Annotated in this window: 17 protein-coding genes; 12 read left to right on the top strand and 5 right to left on the bottom strand. The window is 69.0% G+C overall.

Annotation, left to right across the window (positions count from 1 at the left end):
- The first annotated feature begins 3 nt into the window (after positions 1-3).
- The 6 genes from QZ546_RS05485 (at position 4) to QZ546_RS05460 (ending at position 7082) form a co-directional block, all read left to right on the top strand.
- On the top strand, positions 4-882 hold the full coding sequence (locus QZ546_RS05485) for a DUF58 domain-containing protein (protein ID WP_294235584.1): 879 nt from the start codon (positions 4-6) through the stop codon (positions 880-882).
- The gene (locus QZ546_RS05480; protein ID WP_294235583.1) at positions 882-2018 is read left to right on the top strand and encodes a BatA domain-containing protein; all 1137 of its coding nucleotides are present in this window, start codon (positions 882-884) and stop codon (positions 2016-2018) included. The genes QZ546_RS05485 and QZ546_RS05480 overlap by 1 nt, the downstream gene beginning before the upstream one ends.
- Positions 2015-4078: a DUF4175 family protein gene (locus QZ546_RS05475; protein WP_294235582.1), complete on the top strand. Its 2064-nt coding sequence runs from the start codon at positions 2015-2017 to the stop codon at positions 4076-4078. Before QZ546_RS05480 ends, QZ546_RS05475 begins: the two co-directional genes overlap by 4 nt.
- Positions 4075-5799, top strand: a complete 1725-nt coding sequence (locus QZ546_RS05470) for a carboxypeptidase regulatory-like domain-containing protein (protein WP_294235581.1) — start codon at positions 4075-4077, stop codon at positions 5797-5799. The genes QZ546_RS05475 and QZ546_RS05470 overlap by 4 nt, the downstream gene beginning before the upstream one ends.
- 33 nt (positions 5800-5832) lie before the next feature.
- Complete coding sequence (locus tag QZ546_RS05465; RefSeq protein ID WP_294235580.1) at positions 5833-6399, top strand: FKBP-type peptidyl-prolyl cis-trans isomerase; 567 nt, start codon at positions 5833-5835, stop codon at positions 6397-6399.
- 140 nt (positions 6400-6539) lie between these two features.
- On the top strand, positions 6540-7082 hold the full coding sequence (locus QZ546_RS05460) for a hypothetical protein (RefSeq protein ID WP_294235579.1): 543 nt from the start codon (positions 6540-6542) through the stop codon (positions 7080-7082).
- Between the two features lie 27 nt (positions 7083-7109).
- Here the strand turns inward: QZ546_RS05460 and QZ546_RS05455 are convergent, their stop codons facing one another.
- The gene (locus tag QZ546_RS05455; RefSeq protein ID WP_294235578.1) at positions 7110-9803 is read right to left on the bottom strand and encodes a TonB-dependent receptor; all 2694 of its coding nucleotides are present in this window, start codon (positions 9801-9803) and stop codon (positions 7110-7112) included.
- A 116-nt stretch (positions 9804-9919) separates the two neighbouring features.
- Here QZ546_RS05455 and QZ546_RS05450 point away from each other — a divergent pair, with 116 nt between their 5' ends.
- Positions 9920-10795 (top strand): DUF6528 family protein, encoded by an 876-nt coding sequence (locus QZ546_RS05450; RefSeq protein WP_294235577.1) that lies wholly within the window; start codon positions 9920-9922, stop codon positions 10793-10795.
- Positions 10796-10859: 64 nt separating this feature from the next.
- Positions 10860-12041, top strand: coding sequence for an ROK family transcriptional regulator (locus QZ546_RS05445; RefSeq protein WP_294235576.1), 1182 nt, complete (start codon positions 10860-10862; stop codon positions 12039-12041).
- 3 nt (positions 12042-12044) lie between these two features.
- Here the strand turns inward: QZ546_RS05445 and QZ546_RS05440 are convergent, their stop codons facing one another.
- On the bottom strand, positions 12045-12941 hold the full coding sequence (locus QZ546_RS05440) for a LysR substrate-binding domain-containing protein (protein WP_294235575.1): 897 nt from the start codon (positions 12939-12941) through the stop codon (positions 12045-12047).
- Positions 12942-13149: 208 nt separating this feature from the next.
- On the opposite strand from QZ546_RS05440, the gene QZ546_RS05435 reads away from it, so the two are divergent.
- From QZ546_RS05435 to pncA, 4 genes are all read left to right on the top strand, one after another.
- Complete coding sequence (locus tag QZ546_RS05435) at positions 13150-16344, top strand: efflux RND transporter permease subunit (protein WP_294235574.1); 3195 nt, start codon at positions 13150-13152, stop codon at positions 16342-16344.
- Positions 16337-17551 (top strand): efflux RND transporter periplasmic adaptor subunit, encoded by a 1215-nt coding sequence (locus QZ546_RS05430; RefSeq protein WP_294235573.1) that lies wholly within the window; start codon positions 16337-16339, stop codon positions 17549-17551. Before QZ546_RS05435 ends, QZ546_RS05430 begins: the two co-directional genes overlap by 8 nt.
- Positions 17541-18959 (top strand): efflux transporter outer membrane subunit, encoded by a 1419-nt coding sequence (locus QZ546_RS05425; RefSeq protein ID WP_294235572.1) that lies wholly within the window; start codon positions 17541-17543, stop codon positions 18957-18959. The genes QZ546_RS05430 and QZ546_RS05425 overlap by 11 nt, the downstream gene beginning before the upstream one ends.
- 90 nt (positions 18960-19049) lie before the next feature.
- Positions 19050-19703 carry a bifunctional nicotinamidase/pyrazinamidase gene (gene pncA, locus QZ546_RS05420; RefSeq protein WP_294235571.1) on the top strand — a complete coding sequence of 218 codons (654 nt, stop codon included), beginning with the start codon at positions 19050-19052 and terminating at the stop codon, positions 19701-19703.
- A gap of 9 nt (positions 19704-19712) precedes the next feature.
- On the opposite strand, the gene pnuC is transcribed toward pncA, so the two are convergent.
- Genes pnuC through QZ546_RS05405 form a run of 3 tightly spaced genes read right to left on the bottom strand, consistent with a single transcriptional unit; the run spans position 19713 to position 23688 of the window.
- Positions 19713-20273 carry a nicotinamide riboside transporter PnuC gene (gene pnuC / locus QZ546_RS05415; protein WP_294235570.1) on the bottom strand — a complete coding sequence of 187 codons (561 nt, stop codon included), beginning with the start codon at positions 20271-20273 and terminating at the stop codon, positions 19713-19715.
- The gene (locus QZ546_RS05410; protein ID WP_294235569.1) at positions 20270-21427 is read right to left on the bottom strand and encodes a phosphotransferase; all 1158 of its coding nucleotides are present in this window, start codon (positions 21425-21427) and stop codon (positions 20270-20272) included. The genes pnuC and QZ546_RS05410 overlap by 4 nt, the downstream gene beginning before the upstream one ends.
- 2 nt (positions 21428-21429) lie before the next feature.
- A complete protein-coding gene (locus QZ546_RS05405) occupies positions 21430-23688 on the bottom strand; it encodes a TonB-dependent receptor (RefSeq protein ID WP_294235678.1) in 2259 nt (752 codons plus the stop codon).
- Positions 23689-23758 lie beyond the last annotated feature (70 nt).

The following is a 23758-nucleotide window of genomic DNA, read 5'->3' as shown; positions in this document are numbered from 1 at the left end:
TTCGTGAGTGCCGACCCGATCCCGCCTGCCGTCCGGCACAGGCTTTCGGGCCTGCGCCTGGTGTCGCGCCGGCTGGCGGGCGGCGATGGCCTGGGCCTCCACGCCAGCCGCAGCCGGGGCGCGGGTCTGGAGTTCGCGCAATACCGCCCCTATGAGCCCGGCGACGAGCCGCGCCAGATCGACTGGAAGCTCTACGCCCGTGCCGACCGCTTCTTCGTGCGCGAGGCGGAGCGGGAGAGCCCCTTGCGGCTCTGGATCATGGTCGACGCCAGCGCCTCCATGGCGCAGGCCGATGCGGACGGTACGACCCGGATCGGCGCGGCGCATGGGCTGGCGGCGTCGCTGGCCGAACTGGCATTGGCGGGCGGCGACCGGTTCGGCTGGATCTGGCTGAGCGAGCGCGGTTTGCACGTCGCCACGCCCGCCAATGGCACGCGCCAGCGCGACCGGTTGCGGCTGGAGCTGGGCACGATTCCGATCGGGGGCGGCTTTCCCGGCGCGGCGACGCTGACCCCGCTATGGGAGCGGATCGCGGCGCGCGACATGGTCGTGCTGCTCAGCGACTTTTTCGACGAGGCGGCGGTGGCGCTGGCGACCCGGCTGGCGGCGGCGGGGCGCGAGGTGCTGACGATCCAGTTGCTGACCGTCGCCGAACGGGATTTTCCCTTCGAAGGCGGCCACCGGTTCCGCGATCCGGAAACCGGCGAGGAACTGCTCGGCGATGGGCCAGCACTCCGCGCCGAATATCTGGAACGGTTCTCGGCAGCGCGGGCGACGCTGATCGCCACGTTTCGCGCCTCGGGCATCCGGCACGCGACCTATTGCCTGGACGAGCCGCTCGATGCGCCGCTGCGCCACCTGTTCGGGCGGGGTGACGGCTGATGCCGACGCTGCTCGTCCCCGCCGCGCTGACGGCACTGGCGGCGCTTGTGCTGCCACTGCTGATCCACCTTGCCCGCCGTACCGAGCAGCGTCCGACCGATTTCGCCGCGCTGCGCTGGCTCCGCGCCAAGCCCCGCCCGCGCCAGCGCCCGCGCTTCGAGGAATGGCCGCTGCTGATCACACGGCTGTTGCTGCTCGCGCTGATCGCCTTCTGGCTGGCACGGCCGGTGACGCCGGCGACGCCGGACCGTCGCGCCCATGTCTATGTCGTGCCGGGCGTAAAGGCACCCACCCTTGCCAAGGATGTCGAGGGCCATTGGCTGGCGCCGGGCTTTCCCGCGCTCGACCGCCCGGCCCCGCGTGGGGCGGTGCCGGTGATGAGCCTGGTCCGCGAACTGGACGCAGCCCTGCCCCCCGACACGCCGGTACGCATTCTGGTCCCCGCCATCATCGAAGGCGCCGACGCCGAGCGGCCCCGCCTGTCGCGCAAGGTGGCGTGGCAGGTGGTGCCGGGTGCGATGACGCCGCCCCGACCGGAGACACCCCGGCTCCTGAAGCTGACCGTCCGCGCCGATCCGGGGGCCGATCCGGGGCGGAGCGCTGCCCGCTATCTCGCGGCGGTCGCCGCCGCCTGGGGTCCGGTCGTCGATCTCGCCCCGCTCGACGCCCCCCTGCCGCCGCGCGACACGGTCGTCGCGTGGCTGGGCACTGGCGCCATGCCCGCCAAACTGATCGCCTGGGTGAAAAGCGGCGGCACTGCGCTCGTGCCACAGGACGTGGCCGCCCCCTCCGCAACGACGGCCACGGCGGCGCGTGACGGCGAAGGGCGCCCCTTTCTGGACGTCATGCCGCTCGGTCGGGGGCATGTATACCGCTTCACCCGCGCGCTGACGCCGCCGACGCTGCCCGCGCTGGTCGAGCCCGATTTTCCCGATCGCCTCCGCGCCGCGATCCGGCCCCCCGCCCTGCCCGTCCGGGCGTTCGCGACGCATATCGCGCCGGAGGCCGGGGCCGCGCCCGCTTTCCGCGCCATGGCCCGCCGGGAATGGCGTGATGCGCTGGCATTGCTCATCGCGGTGCTGTTCGTCCTGGAGCGTTGGCTGGCGACCGCAAAACGCCGATGGCGCGCGCCATGAGCCCGCATCCGCTCGTCCAGGCCTGGAGCCGACCGGTACGGCAGCGTGAGGCCGCGATCACGCTGCTGATGGGCGCACCCGTGCTGCTGGTCGCCGCCGTCATGGCGTGGCGCCTGGCTGGCCAGATGGCGGGGCTGCCCGTCCTGCTGATCGGCCTTGCCTCACTGATACTGATCGCCTGGCGCCGCACCCAGCGTTTCGATGGCGGCTGGCTGATCCGCGCGCTCAACGGCGCACGTGCCGATCTAGAGGATAGCAGCGAGCTGCTCTTCAGCGATCCCGCCGCGCTCGGCCCGCTGCAACGGCTTCAGCAGGCGCGGATACACGCGCGGGTCGATGCGCTGGCGCTACCCGACCTGCGGAAGCCCTGGCCGCACTGGTGGATCGCGCTGCTCTGGATCGCGGGATTGGCGATATGCGCGGCGCTTATCCTGTTGCCGGACCGCCATGGGGCCGACACGCTGGCCCCCAGTACCGAGGCGGCGGCGACGATTCCGGGCGTTCCGCATTTGGTCGGCCAGCGGCTGCGCATCGTGCCCCCGGCCTATACCGGCCTGCCCGCCCGCGATCTCGACCTGCTCGACGCAAAGGCGCCGCAGGGATCGCGTCTGATCTGGACGCTGGCCTTCGCGCCCGAGCCGACAGGAGCGTCGCTGGCGGTGCTGGGCGGACGTCCGCTCGCGCTTCGCCGGAGCGGCGATCGCTGGAGCGCCGTGACCATCCTCGATGCCTCGATGCTCTATCGCATCATGCCCGCCGGCGCGCGCGCGCAGGCCCGCCCGCACCGGATCGAGGCGATCCCGGACCAGCCGCCCGCCGTCTCCGCCCGCACGCCCGCGCGCACCCTGTCGATCGCGGCAACGGGCCAGCGGGCCTGGCCGTTGGTGTTCGAGGCGACCGACGATTACGGCGTCGCCCCTCAGGCCGAACTGACCCTCACGGTCGCCGCCGGAGAGGGTGAGAATGTCAGCTTCCGCGAGCATCGCATGACCTTACGCGGCAGCGGCCCGGCCCGGCAGCGGCGCTTCGCGACCACGCTGGACCTGGCGGCGCTGGGGTTCACCGGCCCCGGCGATCTGGTCGCGCAGCTAACCGTCCGCGACGGCCGCGCCCCCTCGCCGCAGGTCACGCGAAGCCCCAGCCTGATCCTGCGACGCCTGCCCCCCGCCGCGTCGGAGGGCACCGGCATCGACGGCGCGCTGCGCGCCACGCTGCCCGCCTATCTGCGCAGCCAGCGACAGGTCATCATCGACGCCGAAGCGCTGATCCGCCAGCGCCGGAGCCTGTCGGCCGACCAGTTCCGCAAGCGCTCGCTGGCGATCGGCGACGACCAGTCGGCGCTTCGGCTGCGCTATGCCCAGTTCCTGGGCGGCGAGAATGAGGTGCACGGCGCCGAACTGCCCACCAGCGACGCGCCGACCGCGACGGTGGGCAAGGAAGAGGATGTGCTGGGCGATTTCGGCCACAAGCATGACGAGGGCGAGGCCGCGACCCTGTTCGATCCGGAAACCCGGTCGCGGCTGACCCAGGCGGTCGACCAGATGTGGCAGTCCGAGGGCGCGCTGCGCAGCGGCGATCCGGCCCGCGCCCTGCCCTTCGCCAACCGCGCGCTGGTCCTCATCAAGCAGGTGCAGCAGGCGACACGCGTGTTCCTGGCCAAGGTCGGCAGCGACCTCCCACCCATCGACGAAAGCCGCCGCATGACCGGCAAGCGGGATGACATCGCGCCGAGCGATCCAGGGCTGACCGCCCTGCCGACGGACCGCGATGCCGCCGCGGCCTGGGCCGCGATCGACGGCGCGCCGGGCGCGAAACCCGACTTCGCCGCGCTGACCCGCTGGTTCCAGGGCAACCGCCAGCGTCTGGCCGATCCGCTTGCCTGGGCCGATGCGATGGATGGGTTGCGGCGCGATCCGGGCTGTCAGCCCTGCCGTGTCCGCCTGCGCGAATTGCTATGGCCGGCGCTGCGACGCCCGCCGGTCGCCCCCGCGCGTCGGGCGGGTTCGGGGGATAGCGGGGCGCGGTATCTGGACGCGCTGGCGCAGGGGACCGGCCGATGACCCCCCTGCTTTTCCCCGCGCTACTGACGTTGGCCGTGCTTTTGGCGTGGGCACGGCTGATCCTGCGGCAATGGCGGGTGCCCCATGTGGAACGGTCACGCGGATGGCGGATCGCCCTGCTGGTCGTGGCGCAGCCCTTGCTGGCGGGCCTGCTCTATCTGACGCTGGTCCCGCCGCCGATCGGTACGTCGCGCCCCGACAGCCTGACCGTTCTGACGCGCGGCGGCTCGGCGGTGGGCGGTCCTGCGGTGGCACTGCCCGAAGCATCGCCGCGCCCAGGCATCGAGCGCGCGCCCGACCTCGCCACCGCCCTGCGCCGCCATCCCGGCATCCGGCGCTTGCACATCAGCGGCGAAGGACTGGAAGCCCGCGATCGCCCGGCGGCGAAGGGCCTGGCATTGGCCTTCACCGCCGTGCCGCTGCCGCCCGGACTGGTCGAACTGACTCCGCCGGGCCGTGTCGCGCCGGGCGGCATCCTGTCCGTATCGGGCCGGATCGAGGACGGCGGGACCGTCGAATTGCTCGATCCGGCGGGCGCACGGGTCGCCGCGACCGCACCCGATGGCGAGGGCCGTTTCACCCTGGAAGGCGCGGCGCGGCTACCCGGCCTTGCCCTGTTCCATCTGCGGACGCGCGACGCACGGGGCGCGATCGTCTCGAACACGGAAATACCGGTCTGGACGGCCGCCGAACCCGGACTGCACGTCATGCTGCTGGGCGGAGCACCGGGGCCGGAGGTGAAGTTCTGGCGACGCTGGGCGAGCGATGCGGGATTGGTGTCCGCCGTCCGCGTTGCACTCGGGGCCGGGCTGGATCTGGGTGATCCGTCCCCGCCGCTGGCCGGCGCGACGCTGTCCAAGCTCGATCTGCTGATCCTGGACGAGCGGAGCTGGGCTGGCCTGTCGGGAGCCGAGCGCGCGGCGATCGCGGCAGCGGTGCGGGGCGGCATGGGGCTTCTTCTGAAAGTCACCGGCCCGGTGCCTGCGGGCTATGGCGCGGCGGTCGGGCTGCCCGTCTCGGGCGGGGCGGCGACGGCGCCGGTTCGACTGCTGGGCACGGACGGCAAGGCGCTACCCCTGCTGACCCGCCGCCTCGCCCGGTCGAGCGTCGGCGATACGCTGCCCCTGCTCGGCGATGCGAGCGGCGCGACCCTGGCGAACTGGCGCGCGGTCGGGCGCGGGCGGGTCGGCCTGTGGTTGCTGACCGACGCCGCCGGGCTGGTCACGTCCGGTCATGGCGACCGCTATGGCGAGCTATGGGCCCGCACGGTCGCGACCCTCGCCCGCCCGCAAAGGACGCCCCCGCCCCGGCTCGATCCTTTCGCGGCGCGGGGGCAGCGGATGACGCTGTGCGGCCTGGACCGCGGCGACCAGATCGTCCGGCCGGATGGCGGGGTCGACACGCCCCTGCTGGATGCCGGGGCGCCGGGCTGTGCCGGATATTGGCCGCGCGAGAGCGGGTGGCATGGCTTGCGTCACGGCGACGCGACCTGGCCCTTTTATGTCCGGTCGGCCCCGATCGCAGGGATCGCCGCCGCCGAACGCCGCGACGCGACGTTGGCGATGGTCGGGGAGGCTGCGGACCCACCGGCCGCTTCGCCGGGCGCCTCAGGTCCCGGCCCCTCCTGGCCCTGGCTGATCGCCTTTCTGGTCATGGCCGCGCTGCTCTGGTGGCTCGAGCGGGGCAAGGCCGGGCGGGCGCATGGTTCGGCCATCGCTTGATTTGCCGTCCCCGGGGCGACTACGGCGATGGGCATGACGATTTCATTCCGCACGCTGTGCCGCTTCCTGATCCCGATCGCACTACCCGTAATGGCCGCGATCCCCGCACACGCCCAGACGAAGGCCGCCGCGACCAGCCCTGCACCGGGCGGCGGCATCATTCCCCTGCCGCTGAACCCCATCGTTCCGGCGGCCCAGCGGACCTGCGCGGCGCGGACGCCGACGGGACTGGGCTATACCATGCTGCGCCCGGCGGAGGGCGCCAAGCCCGCGGCCGATGCGACCGTGCTCGTCAACTATATCGGCTATCTGAGCGCAACCGGCGCGGTGTTCGACCAGGCGATGCAGACCCCGATGCCCGTCGGCGAGGTCATCCCCGGCTTCTCGCAGGGGCTGCAGATGGTCGGACGCGGCGGCATCATCCGGCTCTGCGTCCCCGCTGCGCTGGGCTATGGTGCGCAGGCGTCCGGGGCGATCCCGGCCAATGCCGACCTGGTCTTCCAGGTCGAGCTGCTGGACTTCAAGACCCCGGCCGAGATCGCCGAGATGCGCAAGGCGGCCGGGATGGACTCCGCCCCCGCCACGCCGCCGCAGCCCTGATCTGGCACGAGCGGGAGTCCCCGGCTATGCTCCTGTCGATACCGGGCCGGACGGCCATGGTCATTACGGCATGGGAACAGCTATGCCATGGCTTCGCCCCAACGGGCACGCCGCGCCATTACGCTTGAGGAAGGGATATCATGACCTCCATCCATCGCATCGCCCTGACGGCCATCGCCATGCTGATCGCCACCCCGGTCCTGGCCCAGGATGTGGACGGTCAGGATCATCCCGGCCTCACGCGCTATCCGGGTGCGGTCATCGATGGTTATCGCGCACCGGCGCTGGACCAGCTGGTCATGCCCACCGGGCCCATCGCGCGGGAGGACGGCACGACCAACCGCCAGGTGCTGGAGGGGCGGATCACCCATATCGACTATCGCGTCAAACCGGCTACTGCGCCCTTGCAGATCGAACGCTATTATCAGGACCTGCTGGGCAAGGCGGGCTTCACGACGGCCTATTCCTGCGTCGGCCCCGCCTGCGGCAACGCGATGGGCGCGCTGATCCTCAATTCGGGTAAGGTCGCACCCGTCGGCCTGGCGGACGGGCTGTTCAACGACCGCATCCGGGTGCTGATCGCGCGCCGCGACCGGACCTGGGTCCTGCTCCACATTGCCGAGGGGCCCGATCGCTCGCAGGTGTTCGAGACGGTCGTCGAGGATGCCGCCCCCGCCAAGTGACGGAGGCGGCTCCACGCGGACCTATCCTCAGAACCGCACGAGCGCGCCCAGATAATAGGCGCGGCCGTTCACCAGTTCCTCGCTCAGCCAGCCAAAGCCGGGGCCGGTGACGCGGGTCGGGCGATTGTCCGACAGGTTCTTGCCCTGCGTGACCAGGGTCAGCCCCCGCGACAGGCGGAGGCGGACCTGCGCATCGAACAGATCGCTCGCCTTGTAGCGGACATCCTGGGTCGGATCGGTGGTCGAGGTGGTGAGGAGCAGCGGCGACAGGTGGTTCCACGCCCCCTGCACCGTCACCGGACCGAGGGTATAGAAAGCGCGGACATTGCCGACGACATTGGCGCTTTCGGTCAGGCTGGACGGTCGGCGCCGGGTGCCGTTCGCCATCGTGACCGAAGGCGGCGTCGGGTCGAGCAGCGTGACGTTGGCGGAAAAGCCCAGCCCGTCCAGCGGATGCGGCAGGAAATTCATGCGGGTGACGACCGCGTTCAGCTCCACGCCCCGGATCACCGTGCCGCTGGCATTGATCGGCTGGATCGTCGTCACTTGGGTCGTCACGCCGTTGAACGGCTGGAGCCCGGTGTTGCTGACCGTCAGTATCTCGTCGCGCACCCGCTTTATGAAACCGGCGGCCGAGAACAGCACGTCGCGATTGAGGTAATATTCCAGGCTGACATCATAATTGTCGCTGCGGCGCGGGCGGAGTTGCGCATTGCCGGTGGTGATCGTGACGAAATTGGTACCCGAATTGATCGCGATCGTCTGGCGCCCGGCCAGGTCGCTGTAATTGGGCCGCGCCAGCGTCCGGCTGAAGGCGGCGCGCAGGCGCAGCGCGTCGGTCGGGCTCCAGTCCAGCTGCGCCGAGGGCAGCCAGTCGTGATAATGCTGCCCCTGCTGGCCATAGGTCAGGCTGGTCGTCTTGCCCGCCGTGGTGATGGCATAGGAGCCGGTCGACAGGTCGGTCGCCTCGTAGCGGACCCCGGCGGTCAGCCTTAGCGTGTCGAGCGCATAGCGGCCCATCAGATAGGCCGCCTTGATATCCTCGGTCAGCCTATAGTCGGATTGCAGGCCGGTCTGCGCGTTGGTCGGATTGGCGGTGAACTTGCCCGGATTGGCGTTGAAGAAGCCCGTGACGGCGGCCGGATCGAAGAAGATCATGCTCTGGCCGTTGCCGTTATAGGGCGTGTAGCGCTGCGGCGCGACGAAGGGCGCCAGCGTCGTCGCGCCGGACGCCGGGGTATAGTCGTTGACGTCGCGGTCGTAGCGGCGGTCGAGGAACCGCGCATAGACGCCGGTCGCAATGCCGAAGCCGCGATCCTCCGCCCCGCTATTGACCAGCAGGTTCGCGCGTGCGGTCAGCGCCTTCTCCTTCTGGTCGTCGGGCACCGACTGATAGTCGTAGAGACTATAGTTCGCCGGATTGAAGACATAGCCAGGGTTGGCGAAAGTGAATTGCGGGAACCGGCCCGGCCCGCTGGTATAGCTATAGGCCAGGTTCGTCCCCGCCAGCGCGCGGAACACGGCGGTCGTCGCATCCTGATGATAGGTGGCGATGGCATAGTTCAGCCTGAAATCGGCCAGCATATGCGCGGTCGGGGCCAACTCGCCGTGGAAATCGGCATATCGGATGCCGCGCTTCTGGAAGAAGCGGGAATCGTCCGCCTGGGCATAATTGCCGCTCGTCACCGTGCCACCATTGGCGGTGACGTTGGTGATGGCGGCATATTTGCCGGTCGCGGCCGTCACGGTCGTGGTCGGCGTGACGCTGTTCGCCTGCCGATCCTCGTCATTGGTGTGATAGAATTGGGCGAAGGTCAGCGCGCCCTTGAACAGGACATGGTCGTCGAACTCCAGCTTGGCGAAGCCGCCATAGCGCTGGCGCAGATTGTCGTAGTGCAGCCAGCGACGGACCGAGGGCACGATGAAGGCATTGCTCGCATCCGTGGTCGCGGGGGTAAGCCGCTGCCCCGTGGCCGGATCGACATAGAGCGGGGCGGTGCTGGCGGAGTCCAGCGAGGCACTCACCCGGCGAAAATAGCTGCCCGCGACGACCACGCCGAACTTGTGGTCGGGCCCAAAGGTGGTCGCGCCGACCAGTTCCGCTTGCCCCGAGGGCATATTGCCTCCGCGCGTCCGCTGGAAATCCCAGCGGCCGATGTCGAACCGCCCGCCCAGGAACGGCTTGCCGCCATTGTCGAAGGCGCTGCGGGTGCGCAGATTGGCGATGCCGCCGATCGCATTGCCGTTCATCGCGGCGGTCATCGACTTGTAGACCTCGACCCGCGCGGCGAGCGACGAGGGGATGACGTCGAGCGAGACGTTGCGGCGGTTGATCTCGTTGGCGGGCAACGGCACGCCGTCGATCTCGACCAGGTTGTAATCGGCGTTCAGGCCCCGGATCGACAGGAATTGCGCCTCGCCCCGGCCGTTATTCTGGATGGTCGAGATACCCGGCACGCGCGTCAGCGCCTCGCCCAGGCCGAAATCGGGCAGCGTCCCGATCTCGTCCGAGCTGATGCTGTCGGAGATGACGTCGATGCTCCGCTTCGCCGCAATGTCCTTGATCGCCTGAAGCCGGGCCCCGGTCACCACGATCTCGCCGCCTGCCGTATCCGGCGTGGTGGCCGATGCATCCGCCGATTTTGCGATCTGGGCATAAGCCGGCGCGGCCAGAGCCGATGACAGCAACAACAGGGTCCGTCCCGCGAACGACGCCTTCATTCCAATTCCCCTCTTTCCCCAAACAGGTCGAACGCCTATTATTCACTATAGGTGACATATCTATGACGAAGCCTGTCGACGCGCAATCGTCATCAATAGGGGGCAGGAAGATGCGGATGGTTTCGATGATGACGGCGCTGGTCGCGCTGCTGGCGAGTGGCAGCGCGACCGCCGCCGAGCGGCTCTATGCCTGTGGCGACGATCAGGTGCGCGAATATGCTTTGGCGGGCGATCAGGCGCGCGAGACATGGCATTGGACCGCGGCGGATGCAGCGGACCTGCCCGCCGCCTATCGCACGACGCTGCTGGCGCATATCGACGACTGCAAGCCGGTGGACGGCGGCAAGGCGATCCTGGTGACTGCGTCAACGGGCGGCGTCGTCCTGATCGACCGGGCGAGCGGTAAGGTCCGCTTCCGCGCGACCGCGCCGATGGCGCATTCGGCGGACCTGCTGCCCGGCGGCTATGCGGCGGTCGCCCTGTCGATCCACAAGGACGGCGACCGGCTGCAACTCTATAAATTGTCGCAGAGCGAAACGCCGCTCGCCAGCCTTCCCCTACCCTCGGGCCACGGCGCGGTGTGGGACGGCAAGCGAAAGCGGCTGTTCGCCATGTCGCATGACATCATCCAGGCCTTCTCCTTCGCCCCCGCATCGTCCGAGCCGGCGGTGACCGAAACGGCGCGGTGGACCCTGCCGGGACGACGCGACGGCCACGACCTGTCGCTTGCGCCCGAAGGCAGCTTCATCGTCACGACCGATGACGGGGTCTGGTCGTTCGATCCCGACAGCGGCCGCTTCACGCCTATCCCCCCGCTCAACCCCAAGCTGCGGGTCAAGGCGGTCAGCGTCACGCACGGCGCGATGGCCTGGGTACAGGCGGAGGAAAGCTGGTGGGCGCATGGCTTCACCGTCACCCGCCGCGACGCCAGCGACCCGCACCGGATCGAAACAGCGGGCATGCATCTCTACAAGGTCCGCTGGATCCCATGAGCGGACGGTGGCGCGGTCCCCGGCGACGGTTGACAGGATGACGGTCTCAGGGCTTGCAGGTCCGATGAGCGCGATCACCGCAGGCCCGTTTCCATCCCGGTTCCTCCGCGACGACGGGCGGCGCACGGCCACCGCCAATGAGCGGGTGGTCATGGACCTGCTGTCGCGCATCGGCCCCGCCAGCCGTGCCGACCTGGCGCGGCTCACCGGTCTTGCCCCCCATTCAATCACCCGGCTGGTCGAGCCGTTGATCGCACGCGACCTGTTGACCGAGGCACAGCCCGTCGCCGCCGGACGCGGCAAGCCCGCCGCCAAGCTGGCGCTCAACGGATCGGCGGCCTTTGCCATCGGCCTGTCGGTGATGACCGATGCGGTCTCGCTCGTGCTGCTCGACCTGGCGGGCCATATCCATGCCGTGCGCAGCGAGCCGCTGGCCGACATCGCCATTGCGGCGGCCTGTCGCCAGATCGACCGCATGATCGCGGACGCGCTGGCGCAGGCCGGGCGGGATCGCGCGCGACTGGTGGGGATCGGCGTCGGCGTCACTGGCTATTTCATCGGCGACGGCGCGCGGCTCAATCCGCCCCGGCTGCTCGACCCTTGGGCGCTGGTGCCGCTCGACACCATCCTGGCCGAGGCGCTGGAGGCGAAGGTCTGGATCGACAATGACGGCAATGTCGCCGCGATCGGCGAAGGGATGCTGGGCCATGGTCGCACGGTGCGCGACTTCGCCTATCTCTATTTCTCGGCCGGGTTCGGCGGCGGCGTGATGTCGCAGGGCGCGCCGCTGCGGGGCCATCGCGGCAATGCGGGCGAGTTCGCATCGATCCTGCCGCTCGACTGGCCGCAGCCCAATCTGGAGGTGCTGCGCCTGGTCTTTCGGGATCATGGGGTGGATTATCCCGATCTTCACGCCATGCTGAGCGCGTTCGACGCGGACCATCCCGCCGTGGAAACCTGGCTGGAGCGGTGCCTGCCTTCGCTCAATCTTGTCGCGTCGGCGATCTCGGCCACGGTCGACCCCGCGATGATCGTCCTAGGCGGCCGCCTTCCCCCGGCACTGGCCGCGCGGATCGCCGAGCGGATCCGCTTCATCAATCCCGAGCGGCGCGGCTTCCACCGTCCCGCCCCGATCGTCGCTCCCTCGTCCATCACGGGCGACGCCGCCGCCATCGGCGCCGCCACCCTGCCCCTGCGCGCCGCCTTCCTGGACGCCGACGAGAGCGCGGGGCCGGTGGCGGAATGACGATCAGCCCCGCTCCGCCTCCTCCTCGATGACCGCCCGAAAGGCATGCGCGGTCGGGGACAGCTCGGCGCGGTGGATCATCAGCAGGCGGCTGGTGACGGGGGCGTCCAGCTTGCGATAGACTAGTGTGTCGATGTGCAGCCGCTCCAGCGAGCGCGCCAGGATCGTCGCGCCGAAACCCGCCGAGACCAGCCCCAGCAGCGTGGCGAAACTGCTCGCCTGATGCGCGATACGCGGCTGGAACCCCGCCCGGTCGCACAGCGCGAAGAAATGCTCGTTGAACCCCGCGCCGATCGCGGGCGCGTAGAGGACGAGCGGAACGTCGGCCAGGTCCTCGATGGTCGGATCGGCCGCCCGCTCGGCGAGCGGATGATCGGCGCGCACGGCTAGCAACATGTCCTCCTTGATCAGGCATCGCGACACCAGATCCGGGGGCAGGCAGGGCATGGTCGACCCACGGATCAGCCCGATGTCCAGTTCCCCCTCCTCGACGCGCGCGATCTGTTCGTCCCGCCCCCGCTCCTGCAGGGACAGTTCGACCTCGGGATGGGCATCGCGGAACCGGGACAGTGCGTTGCCGACGATCTGGACGAACGGGCCGGACGGCGTGAAGCCCAGCGCCAGATGCCCGATCTGGCCGCGCTGCGCCCGCCGGGCCGTCTGGGCGGCGTGGTCCGCCTGCGCCAGCGTCTGGCGCGCCTCCGGTGCGAACAGCATCCCCGCCTCGGTCAGTTTGACGCGGCGACTCGTACGGTCGAACAGCCGCACGCCGAGTTCCTCCTCCAGCGCGCGGATCTGCTGGCTGAGCGGCGGCTGCGAAATGCCCAGCCGCCGGGCCGCGCGGCCGAAATGCATCTCCTCGGCAACGCACAGGAAATAGCGCAAGTGCCGCAGGTCCATGGATCGATATCCCCAAGCTATCAATCGAGCCATATTATATATTGGACCCGAAACGACCAAGAGGGCATCGCGCCATCACCGCGATCGCGGATGCGATGGTGCGCGAAAGGGAAGATGCGCGCGCCGACAGTCGCACTGCGTCGTCGCGTCACGGGAGAGACAGGATTTTCGACGGCGCGTCGTCCGACGGCCGGATGAGGGGACGTGAATGATCGGTATCGTCAAGGTCGCGCTGCACAGGCCGCTGACCTTCATCGTCATGGCGATACTGATCGCGATCGTCGGTCTGATGGCGGCGGTGCGTACGCCAGTCGACATCTTTCCCAATATCCGCATCCCGGTGATCGCGGTCGCCTGGACCTATTCCGGCCTGCCGCCCAAGGACATGTCGGACCGCATCGTCACCCCCTATGAGCGGGTGCTGACGACCACCGTCAACGATATCGAGCATGTCGAGAGCCAGTCGCTGCAGGGCGTCGGCGTGGTGAAGATCTATTTCCAGCCGGGCGCCGACATCCGCACCGCCACCGCGCAGGTGACGTCGGTGTCGCAGACCATCCTGCGCCAGCTGCCGCCGGGCACGACGCCGCCGCTGATCCTCAACTATTCCGCCTCGACCGTGCCGATCCTGCAGCTCGCGCTGTCGGGCAAGGGGCTGTCCGAACAGCAATTGTTCGACCTGGGACAGAACCAGATCCGCCCGCCCCTGGTCACGGTGCCGGGCCTTGCCATGCCCTATCCGTCCGGCGGCAAGCAGCGGCAGGTGCAGATCGACATCGACCCGCTGGCGCTCCAGTCCAAGGGGCTGTCGGCGCAGGATGTCGGCAACGCCATCGCCGCGCAGAACCAGATCAACCCGGCGGGCTTCGTCAAGATCGGGCCGACCCAGTATAGCGTCCGCCTGAACAACGCGCCCGACACGATCGACGCGCTCAACGACCTGCCGGTCAAGGTAGTCAACGGCGCGACCATCTATATGCGCGACGTCGCCCATGTCCGCGACGGCAGCGGGCCGCAGCAGAATGTGGTGCATGTCGAGGGCAACCGCTCGGTGCTGTTGACCGTGCTGAAGAACGGCGCGACCTCGACATTGGCGATCGTCCAGGGGGTGAAGGACAAGCTGCCCTCCATCGCCGCCACCCTGCCCGACACGCTGAAGGTGCTGCCCATCGGCGACCAGTCGCTGTTCGTGAAGGGCGCGGTGGTCGGCGTGGTGCAGGAAGGCGCGATCGCCGCCGCACTGACCAGCCTGATGATCCTGCTGTTCCTGGGATCGTGGCGGTCGACGGTCATCATCGCCCTGTCGATCCCGCTGGCGGTGCTCGCCGCCGTCGCGGCGCTCGCCGCCTTCGGCCAGACGCTGAACGTGATGACGCTGGGCGGCCTGGCGCTGGCGGTCGGCATCCTGGTCGACGATGCGACGGTGACGATCGAGAATATCAACTGGCACCTCGAACAGGGCAAGGGCGTGATGGAGGCGATCCTGGACGGCGCGGCGCAGATCGTCACGCCCGCCTTCGTCTCGCTGCTGTGCATCTGCATCGTGTTCGTGCCGATGTTCTTCCTGCCCGGCGTCGCCGGGTTCCTGTTCGTGCCGATGGCGCTGTCGGTCGTGTTCGCGATGATCGCGTCCTTCGTCCTGTCGCGCACGCTGGTGCCGACGCTCGCCATGTATCTGCTCAAGCCCCACGCGCCGGGCGAGGACGAGCATCTGGCGGGCTCGCCCACATCGCGCAATCCGCTGGTCCGCTTCCAGCGCGGCTTCGAAATGCGGTTCGAGCGGGTCCGCATGGCCTATGCCGGGCTGCTCCAGCGGGCGCTGGGCGCGCGCAAGCCTTTCCTGCTGGGCTTCCTGGCGGTCGTGCTGCTGTCCTTCGCGCTGATACCGATGCTCGGCCGCAACTTCTTTCCCAATGTCGATTCGGGGCAGATCGCGATGCATGTCCGCGTACCGGTCGGCGCCCGGATCGAGGACAGCGCCGCGCGCTTCCAGGATATTACCCGCGCCGTGCGCCAGATGGCACCGGCCGGGCAGATCGCCTCGGTCGCCGACAATATCGGCCTGCCGGTCAGCTCGATCAACACGGTCTACAACAATAGCGGCACGATCGGTCCGCAGGACGGCGACATCCTGATCACGCTGACCGAGACGCATCGCCCGACCGACGAGATCGTGGCGACGCTGCGCCGCGAGCTGCCGCGTCGCTTCCCCGGCACCAGCTTCGCCTTCCTGCCCGCCGACATCACCAGCCAGATCCTGAACTTCGGTGCGCCCGCGCCCATCGACATCCAGATCAGCGGCAAGGACATGGACGCGAACCGCGCCTATGCGCAGAAGCTGCTCGCCAAGGTCGCGACCATCCCCGGCCTGGCGGATGCGCGCATCCAGCAGCCGGGTCGCTCGCCCCAGCTCGACGTCGATGTCGATCGCTCGCGCATCGGCCAGTACGGGCTGACCGAGCACGACGTGACGACCAGCCTGTCCAGCTCGCTGGCGGGCACGTCGCAGTCCGCGCCGGTGTTCTTCGTCGATCCGAAGTCGGGTGTGTCCTATCCGGTCGTCGCGCAGGCGCCCGAATATCTGGTAGGATCCATGAGCGACCTGGCCAATGTCCCCGTCTCCGGCGCGAGCGCGGGTACGCCGCAGCCGCTGGGCGGCGTCGCGGCGATCCATCGCTCGAGCACGCTGCCCGTCGTCTCGCATTACAACATCCAGCCGGTGCTCGACATCTATGCAGCGACGCAGGGACGCGACCTGGGTGCGGTGACGGGGGACGTGCAGCGGGCCATCGCCTCGCTCTCGGGACAGCTGCCCAAGGGCGCCAGCGTCACGATCCGCGGCCAATATGCCACGATGAACACCGCCTTTGCCGGGCTCGGCTTCGGCCTGCTCGGGGCGATCGTGCTGATATATCTGCTGATCGTCGTCAATTTCCAGAGCTGGGTCGACCCGTTCGTCATCATCACCGCCCTGCCCGCCGCCCTTGCCGGGATCGTGTGGATGCTGTTCACCACCGGCACGACCCTGTCCGTGCCCGCCCTGACCGGCGCGATCATGTGCATGGGGGTCGCGACGGCCAATTCGATCCTGGTGGTCAGCTTCGCGCGCGAACAGCTCGCCGCGCTGGGCGATGCGACGCAAGCGGCGCTGCAGGCCGGGATGGTCCGGTTCCGCCCCGTGCTGATGACCGCGCTTGCCATGATCATCGGCATGGCGCCGATGGCGCTGGGCCTGGGCGATGGCGGCGAGCAGAATGCGCCGCTCGGCCGCGCGGTGATCGGCGGCCTGGTCTGTGCCACCATCGCCACCCTGTTCTTCGTCCCGACCATCTTCGCCTTCGTCCACCGCAAGCGCGCCGTGGCCCCTTCCCCTTCCGTGGAAATCCAGCCCAGCCATGTCTGACCAGACCGATATCAAGTCGCTCTCCGCCGAGGCAGAGGCGGCCGCCCCAAGCCCCGGCACCATGAAGAAGGTCGGCATCGGCGCCGCCGTGCTCGCGATCGCCGTCGTCGGGTTCGGCACCGCGAACCGGATGAACGCGAACCGCGTGCTCGACAGCACGGCGGCCGAAACCGCCCTGCCCAGCGTCGCGGTGGTCCGGCCCAAAGCCGGCGGCGACAGCAATGCGCTGGTACTGCCCGGCAATATCCAGGCGCTGAACAGCGCGGCCATCTATGCGCGCACCAATGGCTATGTCCGCCGCTGGCTGGCCGATATCGGCGACCATGTGCAGACCGGCCAGACGCTCGCCATCCTCGACGCGCCGGAGGTGGACCAGCAGCTTGCCCAGGCGCAGGCCGATTATCAGACCGCGCTCGCCAACCGCAATCTCGCCGCCTCGACCGCGACGCGGTGGAACACCATGCTCGCCAAGGACGCGGTGTCGCGGCAGGAGGCGGACGAGAAATCGGGCGACCTCGCCGCCAAATCGGCGCTGGCCAAGGCCTCGCTCGCCAATGTCCGCCGGTTGCAGGCGTTGCAGGACTTCACCCGGCTGCGCGCGCCCTTCGCCGGCGTCGTCACCAGCCGCGCCGCGCAGATCGGCCAGCTGGTCGTCGCCGGAAACGCCGCCGCTCAGCCGCTCTTCACCATTTCCGACGTGCGCCGGATGCGCATCTATGTCCGCGTGCCGCAGGGCTATTCGGCGCAGGTGCATCCCGGCATGGCGGCGACCCTGTCCGTGCCCGAATATCCGCAAGCCAGCTTCCCCGCGACGCTGGTGCGCAGCGCGCAAGCCGTCGATGCGCAGTCGGGTGCCGTCCTGGTCGAGCTGCAGGCCGCCAATCCCGACGGTGCACTGAAACCCGGCGCCTATGCCCAGGTCGCCTTTCATGTCGGGGCGGGCGGCGGCAACGGCCTGATCCTGCCCGGCAGTGCGATCCTCTATGGCAATGATGGGCCGAGCGTCGCGGTGGTCGATCGCGGCGGGCGCGTGACGGTGAAGCCGGTGACGATCGCCAGCGACCAGGGCAAGACCGTCGTCATTTCCAAGGGGCTGGCTGCGGGAGACGCCGTGGTCGACTCGCCGCCCGATGCGATCCGCAGCGGCGACCGGGTCCGCATTCAGTCCGCCACCGCGCCGGGCGGGAAGAGCGACCATGCGGGCTGAACCGCTCGCCGCCCCGATCGTGCTGGCACTGGCGCTGGCGGGGTGCTCGTTGGCGCCCGCCTATCACCCGCCAGTAAGCACCGTACCGCCCGCCTTCAAGGAAACGGCGACACCGCCAGGATGGACCGCCGCCACCCCGCTCGACGGCCAGCCGCGCGGGCCCTGGTGGATCGCGTTCGGCGACCCGGTGCTGAACGACTTAGAAGATCGTGCCGAACGCGCCAGCCCGACGCTGGCCGATGCGCTCGCCCGCTATGATGCCGCACAGGCAGAGGCGCGGATCGACCAGTCGGGCCTGTTCCCGCAGGTCGGCGTCAACGGACAGGCAGGGCGCCAGCGCGTGTCGGCCGATCGACCGCTCAGCCAGGGCAGTGCCGTCACCTATGACAATGTCGTGCTCGGCGGCTCGCTCAGTTACGAGGTCGATCTCTGGGGCCGCATCCGCGACGGCGTGAAGGCGTCGCGCGCGGAAGTCGTGGCCAGCGGCGCGGACCTCGCCTCCGCCCGGCTCAGCCTTCAGGCGGCGGTGGCGGACGCCTATGCCCGCCTGCGAGGCCTGGATGCGCAGGCCGACCTGCTGCAGCGCTCGGCCGAGGCGTTCGGTCGCGCCTATGACCTGACGGTGACGCGCCATGACGGCGGCATCGTCTCCGGCATCGACGTCAACCGCGCGCGTACCGTGCTGGCCAATGCGCGGGCGCAGATCTCTGCCATCGCCAATGCGCGCGCCGCGACCGAGCATGAGATCGCGGCGCTGACCGGGGCGACCGCGTCCGACTTCACGATCGCGCCCCGGGTCCAGCCGCCGCTGGCGCCCCCCGTTCCCGCCGGTACGCCGTCCGAACTACTACAGCGCCGCCCCGATATCGCGGCGGCGGAGCGGCGGCTCTATGCCGCGAATGCGCGGATCGGGGTGGCGCGCGCCGCCTTCTTCCCCTCGCTGACGCTCGGCCTGTCGGGCGGGTGGCAGAGCACCAACGGATCGCTGCTGTCCGCACCGAACAGTTTCTGGGGCCTGGGCCCGGTCACCAGCCTGTTGACGCTGTTCGACGGTGGGCGCCGTCACGCCCAGGTCCGCCTGTCGCGCGCGCAATATGACGAGCTGGCCGCCGCCTATCGCACGACCGTCCTCACCGCCTTCCGCCAGGCCGAGGATGCGCTGGCCGCCAACCGCTATCTGGCGGCCCAGGCGGTCGACCAACGCGATGCGGCGCAGGCGGCGGCACGGACCAGCGACCTGGCCCTGACCCGCTATCGCGACGGCGCGTCCGACTATCTGGAGGTCGTCACCGCACAGACCGCCGCGCTCGATGCGCAGCGCACGCTGATCGGCGTCGAGACCGACCGGGCGCGCGCCAGCATCGCGCTGGTGAAGGCACTGGGGGGCGCCCCGTCCCAGGACCGCTAGGCATCCGGCGCTGCCATTGCCCTGTCCTGTCGACGCTGGCCATCGGGTGCCGGTCGTCCTAAAGCGCGTCGGCTTGCAAGGGAGACGGGGATGGGCATCGAGCCGTTCACAGCAGAAGAGACCTTCACCGGGTCGGACGCCCTTATCATCGTCGATCCGCAGAATGATTTCTGCCCCGGCGGCGCATTGGCCGTGGCGGGAGGGGACGAGATCATGGCGGGGATCGGCGCGCTGGCCCTGCGCTTCCGGCATGTCGTCGTCACGCAGGACTGGCACCCCGCAGGGCACCTGTCTTTCGCTAGCAGCCATCCCGACCGGCAACCCTTCGACCGGGTGACGATGCCTTATGGCGAGCAGGTCCTGTGGCCCGATCACTGCATCCAGGGGACGGCGGGCGCCGCATTTCATCCCCTCGTGCAGGCCGCGATCGACCGCGCCGACCTCATCATCCGGAAAGGCTATAACCCGGCGGTGGATTCCTATTCCGCCTTTTTCGAGAATGACCGGACGACGCGGACGGGCCTGGCGGGCTATCTGCGCGACAAGCAGGTTCGGCGCTGCGTCTTCGTCGGACTGGCCTATGACTTTTGCGTCGCGTGGTCGGCCCTCGATGCCCGGCGCGAAGGTTTCGAGGCGGTGATCCTGAAGGAACACGCGCGGGCGATCGGCATGCCAATACAGGGCGGGACGACGATCGACGAAGCGGAGGCGCTGTTCCGCGAGGCGGATGTCCGGGTGGTCTAAGGGCGGATTTCACACGGCAGGAGCATCGCGCCGCCAGTCCCGATAGCCGATGACCGCAAGCCCGATCATCACCGCGTACAGCGCTGCGGTCGGCATCAGGCCCTTGAAGATGAACATGCCCACATAGACGATGTCGACCGCGATCCAGAGCAGCCAGTTCTCCCGGTGCCGCCGCGCGGTCCAATATTGCGCGACGAGGCTGAAGCTGCTGAGCGTCGCGTCCAGCCAGGGCAGCGTCGCATCGGTATGGCGGCTGGTGAACCACCCGATGGCCAGCGCCCCCAGCGCGCCCGTCATCAGTCCCGCCACGGCCTTGGTGCGGGACAAGGGCTTCACGACGACCGCGCCGGTGTCGGCCCTGCTGCGGCGCCAGACGATCCAGCCATAGGCGATGCCGAGGGCGAAGACCGCCTGCAACGCCATGTCGGCATAAAGCCGCACGTCCAGGAACAGCTTGAAGTAAAGCGCGCAGGCGACGAGGTTCAGTGGCCAGCACAGCATGTTGCGCCGCGCCGTCAGCCAGATCGCCAGAAAGCTGATGGCGACCGCCGCGATCTCCAGCGGCGTCATGACAGGCCCAGCCCCTCGCGCAGGCGAGCGAGGAAATCGCGCCCGGCCATGGACTGAAACCATGCCGCATGGCCCAGAAGATACCCGTCCCATGCCAGCAAGGCCGCGTCGGGATCGTCGACGACCCCCGCGAAATAGTCGATCTCGGACAAGGCGAATTCGATATGGACCAAGGGCAGGAGCCGGACGACCGCCACCTTCGTCACGGCATCGAGCGGGCTGATCCGCTCATAGCCCGCGATCAGGGCCAGGGCGGCGGCGGGGTCGGCGATGGCATCGTCCCGACCTTCCCCCAGCGCCAGCCAGGCAAAGGCGGTCCGCTCGATCGCGGTGGCCAGATCGTGGACCGCACAGGTCCGGTCGGCGAGCCCGAAATCGAATATGGTCGCGACCCCGCCGTCCGCCGTCCAGAGCAGGTTGGAGGGATGCCAGTCATTATGGGTCCACAAGGGCGTTTGATGGGCGAGGCGCGGCGCCAGTCCTTCGCCCCATGCGGCGAAGAGCGACGCCAATGGCCGCCGCCATGGTCGTTTCGCCAGAAACGCCGCCAGTGCGGGGCGTGCGTCGACATAGGCTTCGACCGCCGCCAGCGGATCGGTGGCCGACAGAATGGAGAAACTCGCGACCAGCGGCTGCACGGCGCGCGCGGGGGCGTCAAAGCCATGCGCGGCCCGGTGCAGCCGGGCCAGTGCGGCCCCGGCCGCGACGGCATGGTCGTGGGATCGAAACGGCGTCCAGGACGGCTGGTCCCGATACAGGTCTTCCCCCGGCGCCTGACGGTGCAGCTCATAGGTCCCTTCGCCCAACGCGACCGCACTCGCCCCCTCTCCGGTGCGCAGCAGTTCGGGCACCGGCATTCCGGCCGCCGCGAGATGGGCGATGAAGCGATGCTCCTCGGCCAGTCCCGCAACGCTGCGCACCCGGCGGTCATGCCGTTTCAGCAACAGCACGCCATCGCTCGTCCGGATCAGCGTCGCGGCGGAAAAGGGGCGCGGCGAATGCCAGTGCAGCGCCTCGATCGCGGCATGGCCCGGAAAACGGGCCAGCACTGCCGCCGCTTCGTCGCGCGTGATCGCCGGCCAGGTGGGGGCCTCCATGGCCAGCCCCATGCCATGGACCCGGTGTTCCCCGGCCGGATCGCCCGCGCCGCTCATGCTCAGAAAGCGCGCGACACGGTGGCGACGACCGCCGCACCGCCGCCGATATAATAGGTCGGCGCATTGCCCGCGATGACCGTGCCACCTCGCCCGACCGTGTCCCGGGCGTTGGTCGTCAGCGACTGCACCCCCGCCAGGACATGGGGGTTGGTGACGTTGATCGCATTCAGGCGCAGGTCGGTCCGCTTGCCGTCGAGCCAGTTCGCCAGATGCACACCGACCGAAAGGTCCAGCGTGGCATAGCCCGCTATGCTCTCGTCATTCATGAAGGTCGCATATTGGCGGCCGACATATTTGCCCGCGATGCTGCCGAACAACAGCCCGTCGTCATAGGTACCGCCGCCGCCGACCTGGAAGGTCGGGCTCGACACCGCGCGCTTGCCCCGCGTCGGCAGATAATCCGCGCCCACCGGCAGGTCGTCGTCGATCCGCGCGCGCAGATATTCGCCCGAGACATAGACGCTGACGCCCTTGGCCGGGCGATAGTCGATCTCGCCATCGACGCCGTAGGAGGTCTGCCCCCCGGCATTCAGCGTCGAATTGACCAGCGCGCCGCCACTGTCGACCACGGTCGCAAGCTGACGATTGCGGAATTTATAGTGGAAGCCGGTGACGGACGCCGACAGGCTGGGGCCGATATAGCGATAGCCCAGTTCCTGCGAGAGCGAATATTCGTTCTTGAGCGCGTTGGTACCGCGGGTCGAGACGACTCCGCCATAATAGCTGTCGTACAGCGTGAATTCGTTGGGCGCGCGAAAATTGGTGGTGATGTTGGCGAACAGCTGCTGCCGGTCGTCGATGGCGTAATGAACGGCCGCGCGCGGCAGGGCGACGAAACTGTCGCGGCGAACTTGGCTCTGCGGGCCCGGCAGATAGTTGCGGCCATTGCGCAGCAGATCGACGCCCTTGAACCCGATATCGACCGTCAGGCGCGGGGTCAGCGCGATGCTGTCGGCCAGGAAGACGCTCTTCGTCACGGTGACGGTGCGCTGGTTCTCATAGGCGAGCAGGCGGCCATCGGCGGTGCGGATCGCACGGGCACGATAGCCCCAGCGGTCGGCGGGACGGCCATCGGCATCGACCGCGGTATAGGTCTGCGTCACCCGGTCGGCGCCGTAATCGAACCACAGCCCCGCCGTCAGCCGGTGGATACCGGCCTGCAAGGTCAGGCTCGCGACCTGTCCCAGACGCATCTGGTCGCCGGTATAGTTGCCCAGCACCGTCGCCACCCCGTCCACCGCGCCGGGCAAGGCGATCGGCTGGGCCAGTTCCTCGGCGCCCAGGAAATTGTTGGTCGTCGTCAGCTGGGTGCCATAGGGCGAGTTGCCATAGCCGAACTGGAGATAGCTGGTGCCGTCGAAGGTCAGCCGGTCGTTCAGCACCAGATGGACCGGCGCCGAAGCATAGAGGTTGCGGAACGGCGCGCGGTACAATTCCCAGTAACTGGTATCGCCCGGCGTATAACGCGTATCGTAATTGAACCCGCGCCCCTGGGCCTGCCACTCCGCCAGCGTCGGGCTTGGGTAAGCCGAGGAATTGGCGTCGTTATACGACAGGGCCAGGCTGGCGCGGTTGCCATTCCCCCATTCGCGCAGCAGCTTGGCATCGACATGCTGGCGCGTATCGAAGCCCGCGCCGCGCCAATTGTCCGCGCGCGTATTGGAATAGGAGACGAACGCCTTCAGGCCGCTATTCCCGATCTCACCCGTATCGACCCGGACAAAGACGCGGCGCAGATCATAGAAACCGAGCGCCAGGTCGGCGAGCAGCTGCCGCGCCGGTTTGGGGGCGTCGAGCGTCAGCGACAACAGGCCCCCCGCCCCCACGACGGTCGGCGCGGCGATATCCACCGATCCCGGCGCCATCGCGATCCGGCGCAGATTCTCGGTATCCGCGAATTGCGACGGATAGGCATAATAATAGCCGATATCGTTCTGCGGCGCGCCCTCCATCAGCACGCCGATCTCGTCCTGGCCCAGGCCGCGCAACGTCAGGCTGGAACTGGTCGAGAGGCCGTAAGGATCGCTGGAGGCGATGTTCGCGCCGGGCAACAGGTTCACGAGCTGAAAGGCGTTCTGGGTCGGCGCCTGCTTGACGATGAAGTCGGTCGCCACCTCGCTCACCGCCTTGGGCTCGGTCTGGTCGGGCAGCAGGCCCTCGGGATCGCGGTGGCCGATCACGCGGATGTCGGCCGAGGCATTGGAGGCCTGCTGCGCCGATACCGCCATGGGCAGAACAGCCCAGGCGGCAGACAGCATCAGGATGGCATGGCGGACCTTGGTATGATCGCGCGAAATCTCAACCGGCATCGTCTCTTCGTCCACTTCA

The organism is uncultured Sphingomonas sp., assembly GCF_913062585.1.
Classification (GTDB): Bacteria; Pseudomonadota; Alphaproteobacteria; order Sphingomonadales; family Sphingomonadaceae; genus Sphingomonas.
Note: the sequence above shows the minus strand (reverse complement) of the source record. Positions and strands in the feature narration are given on the sequence as shown.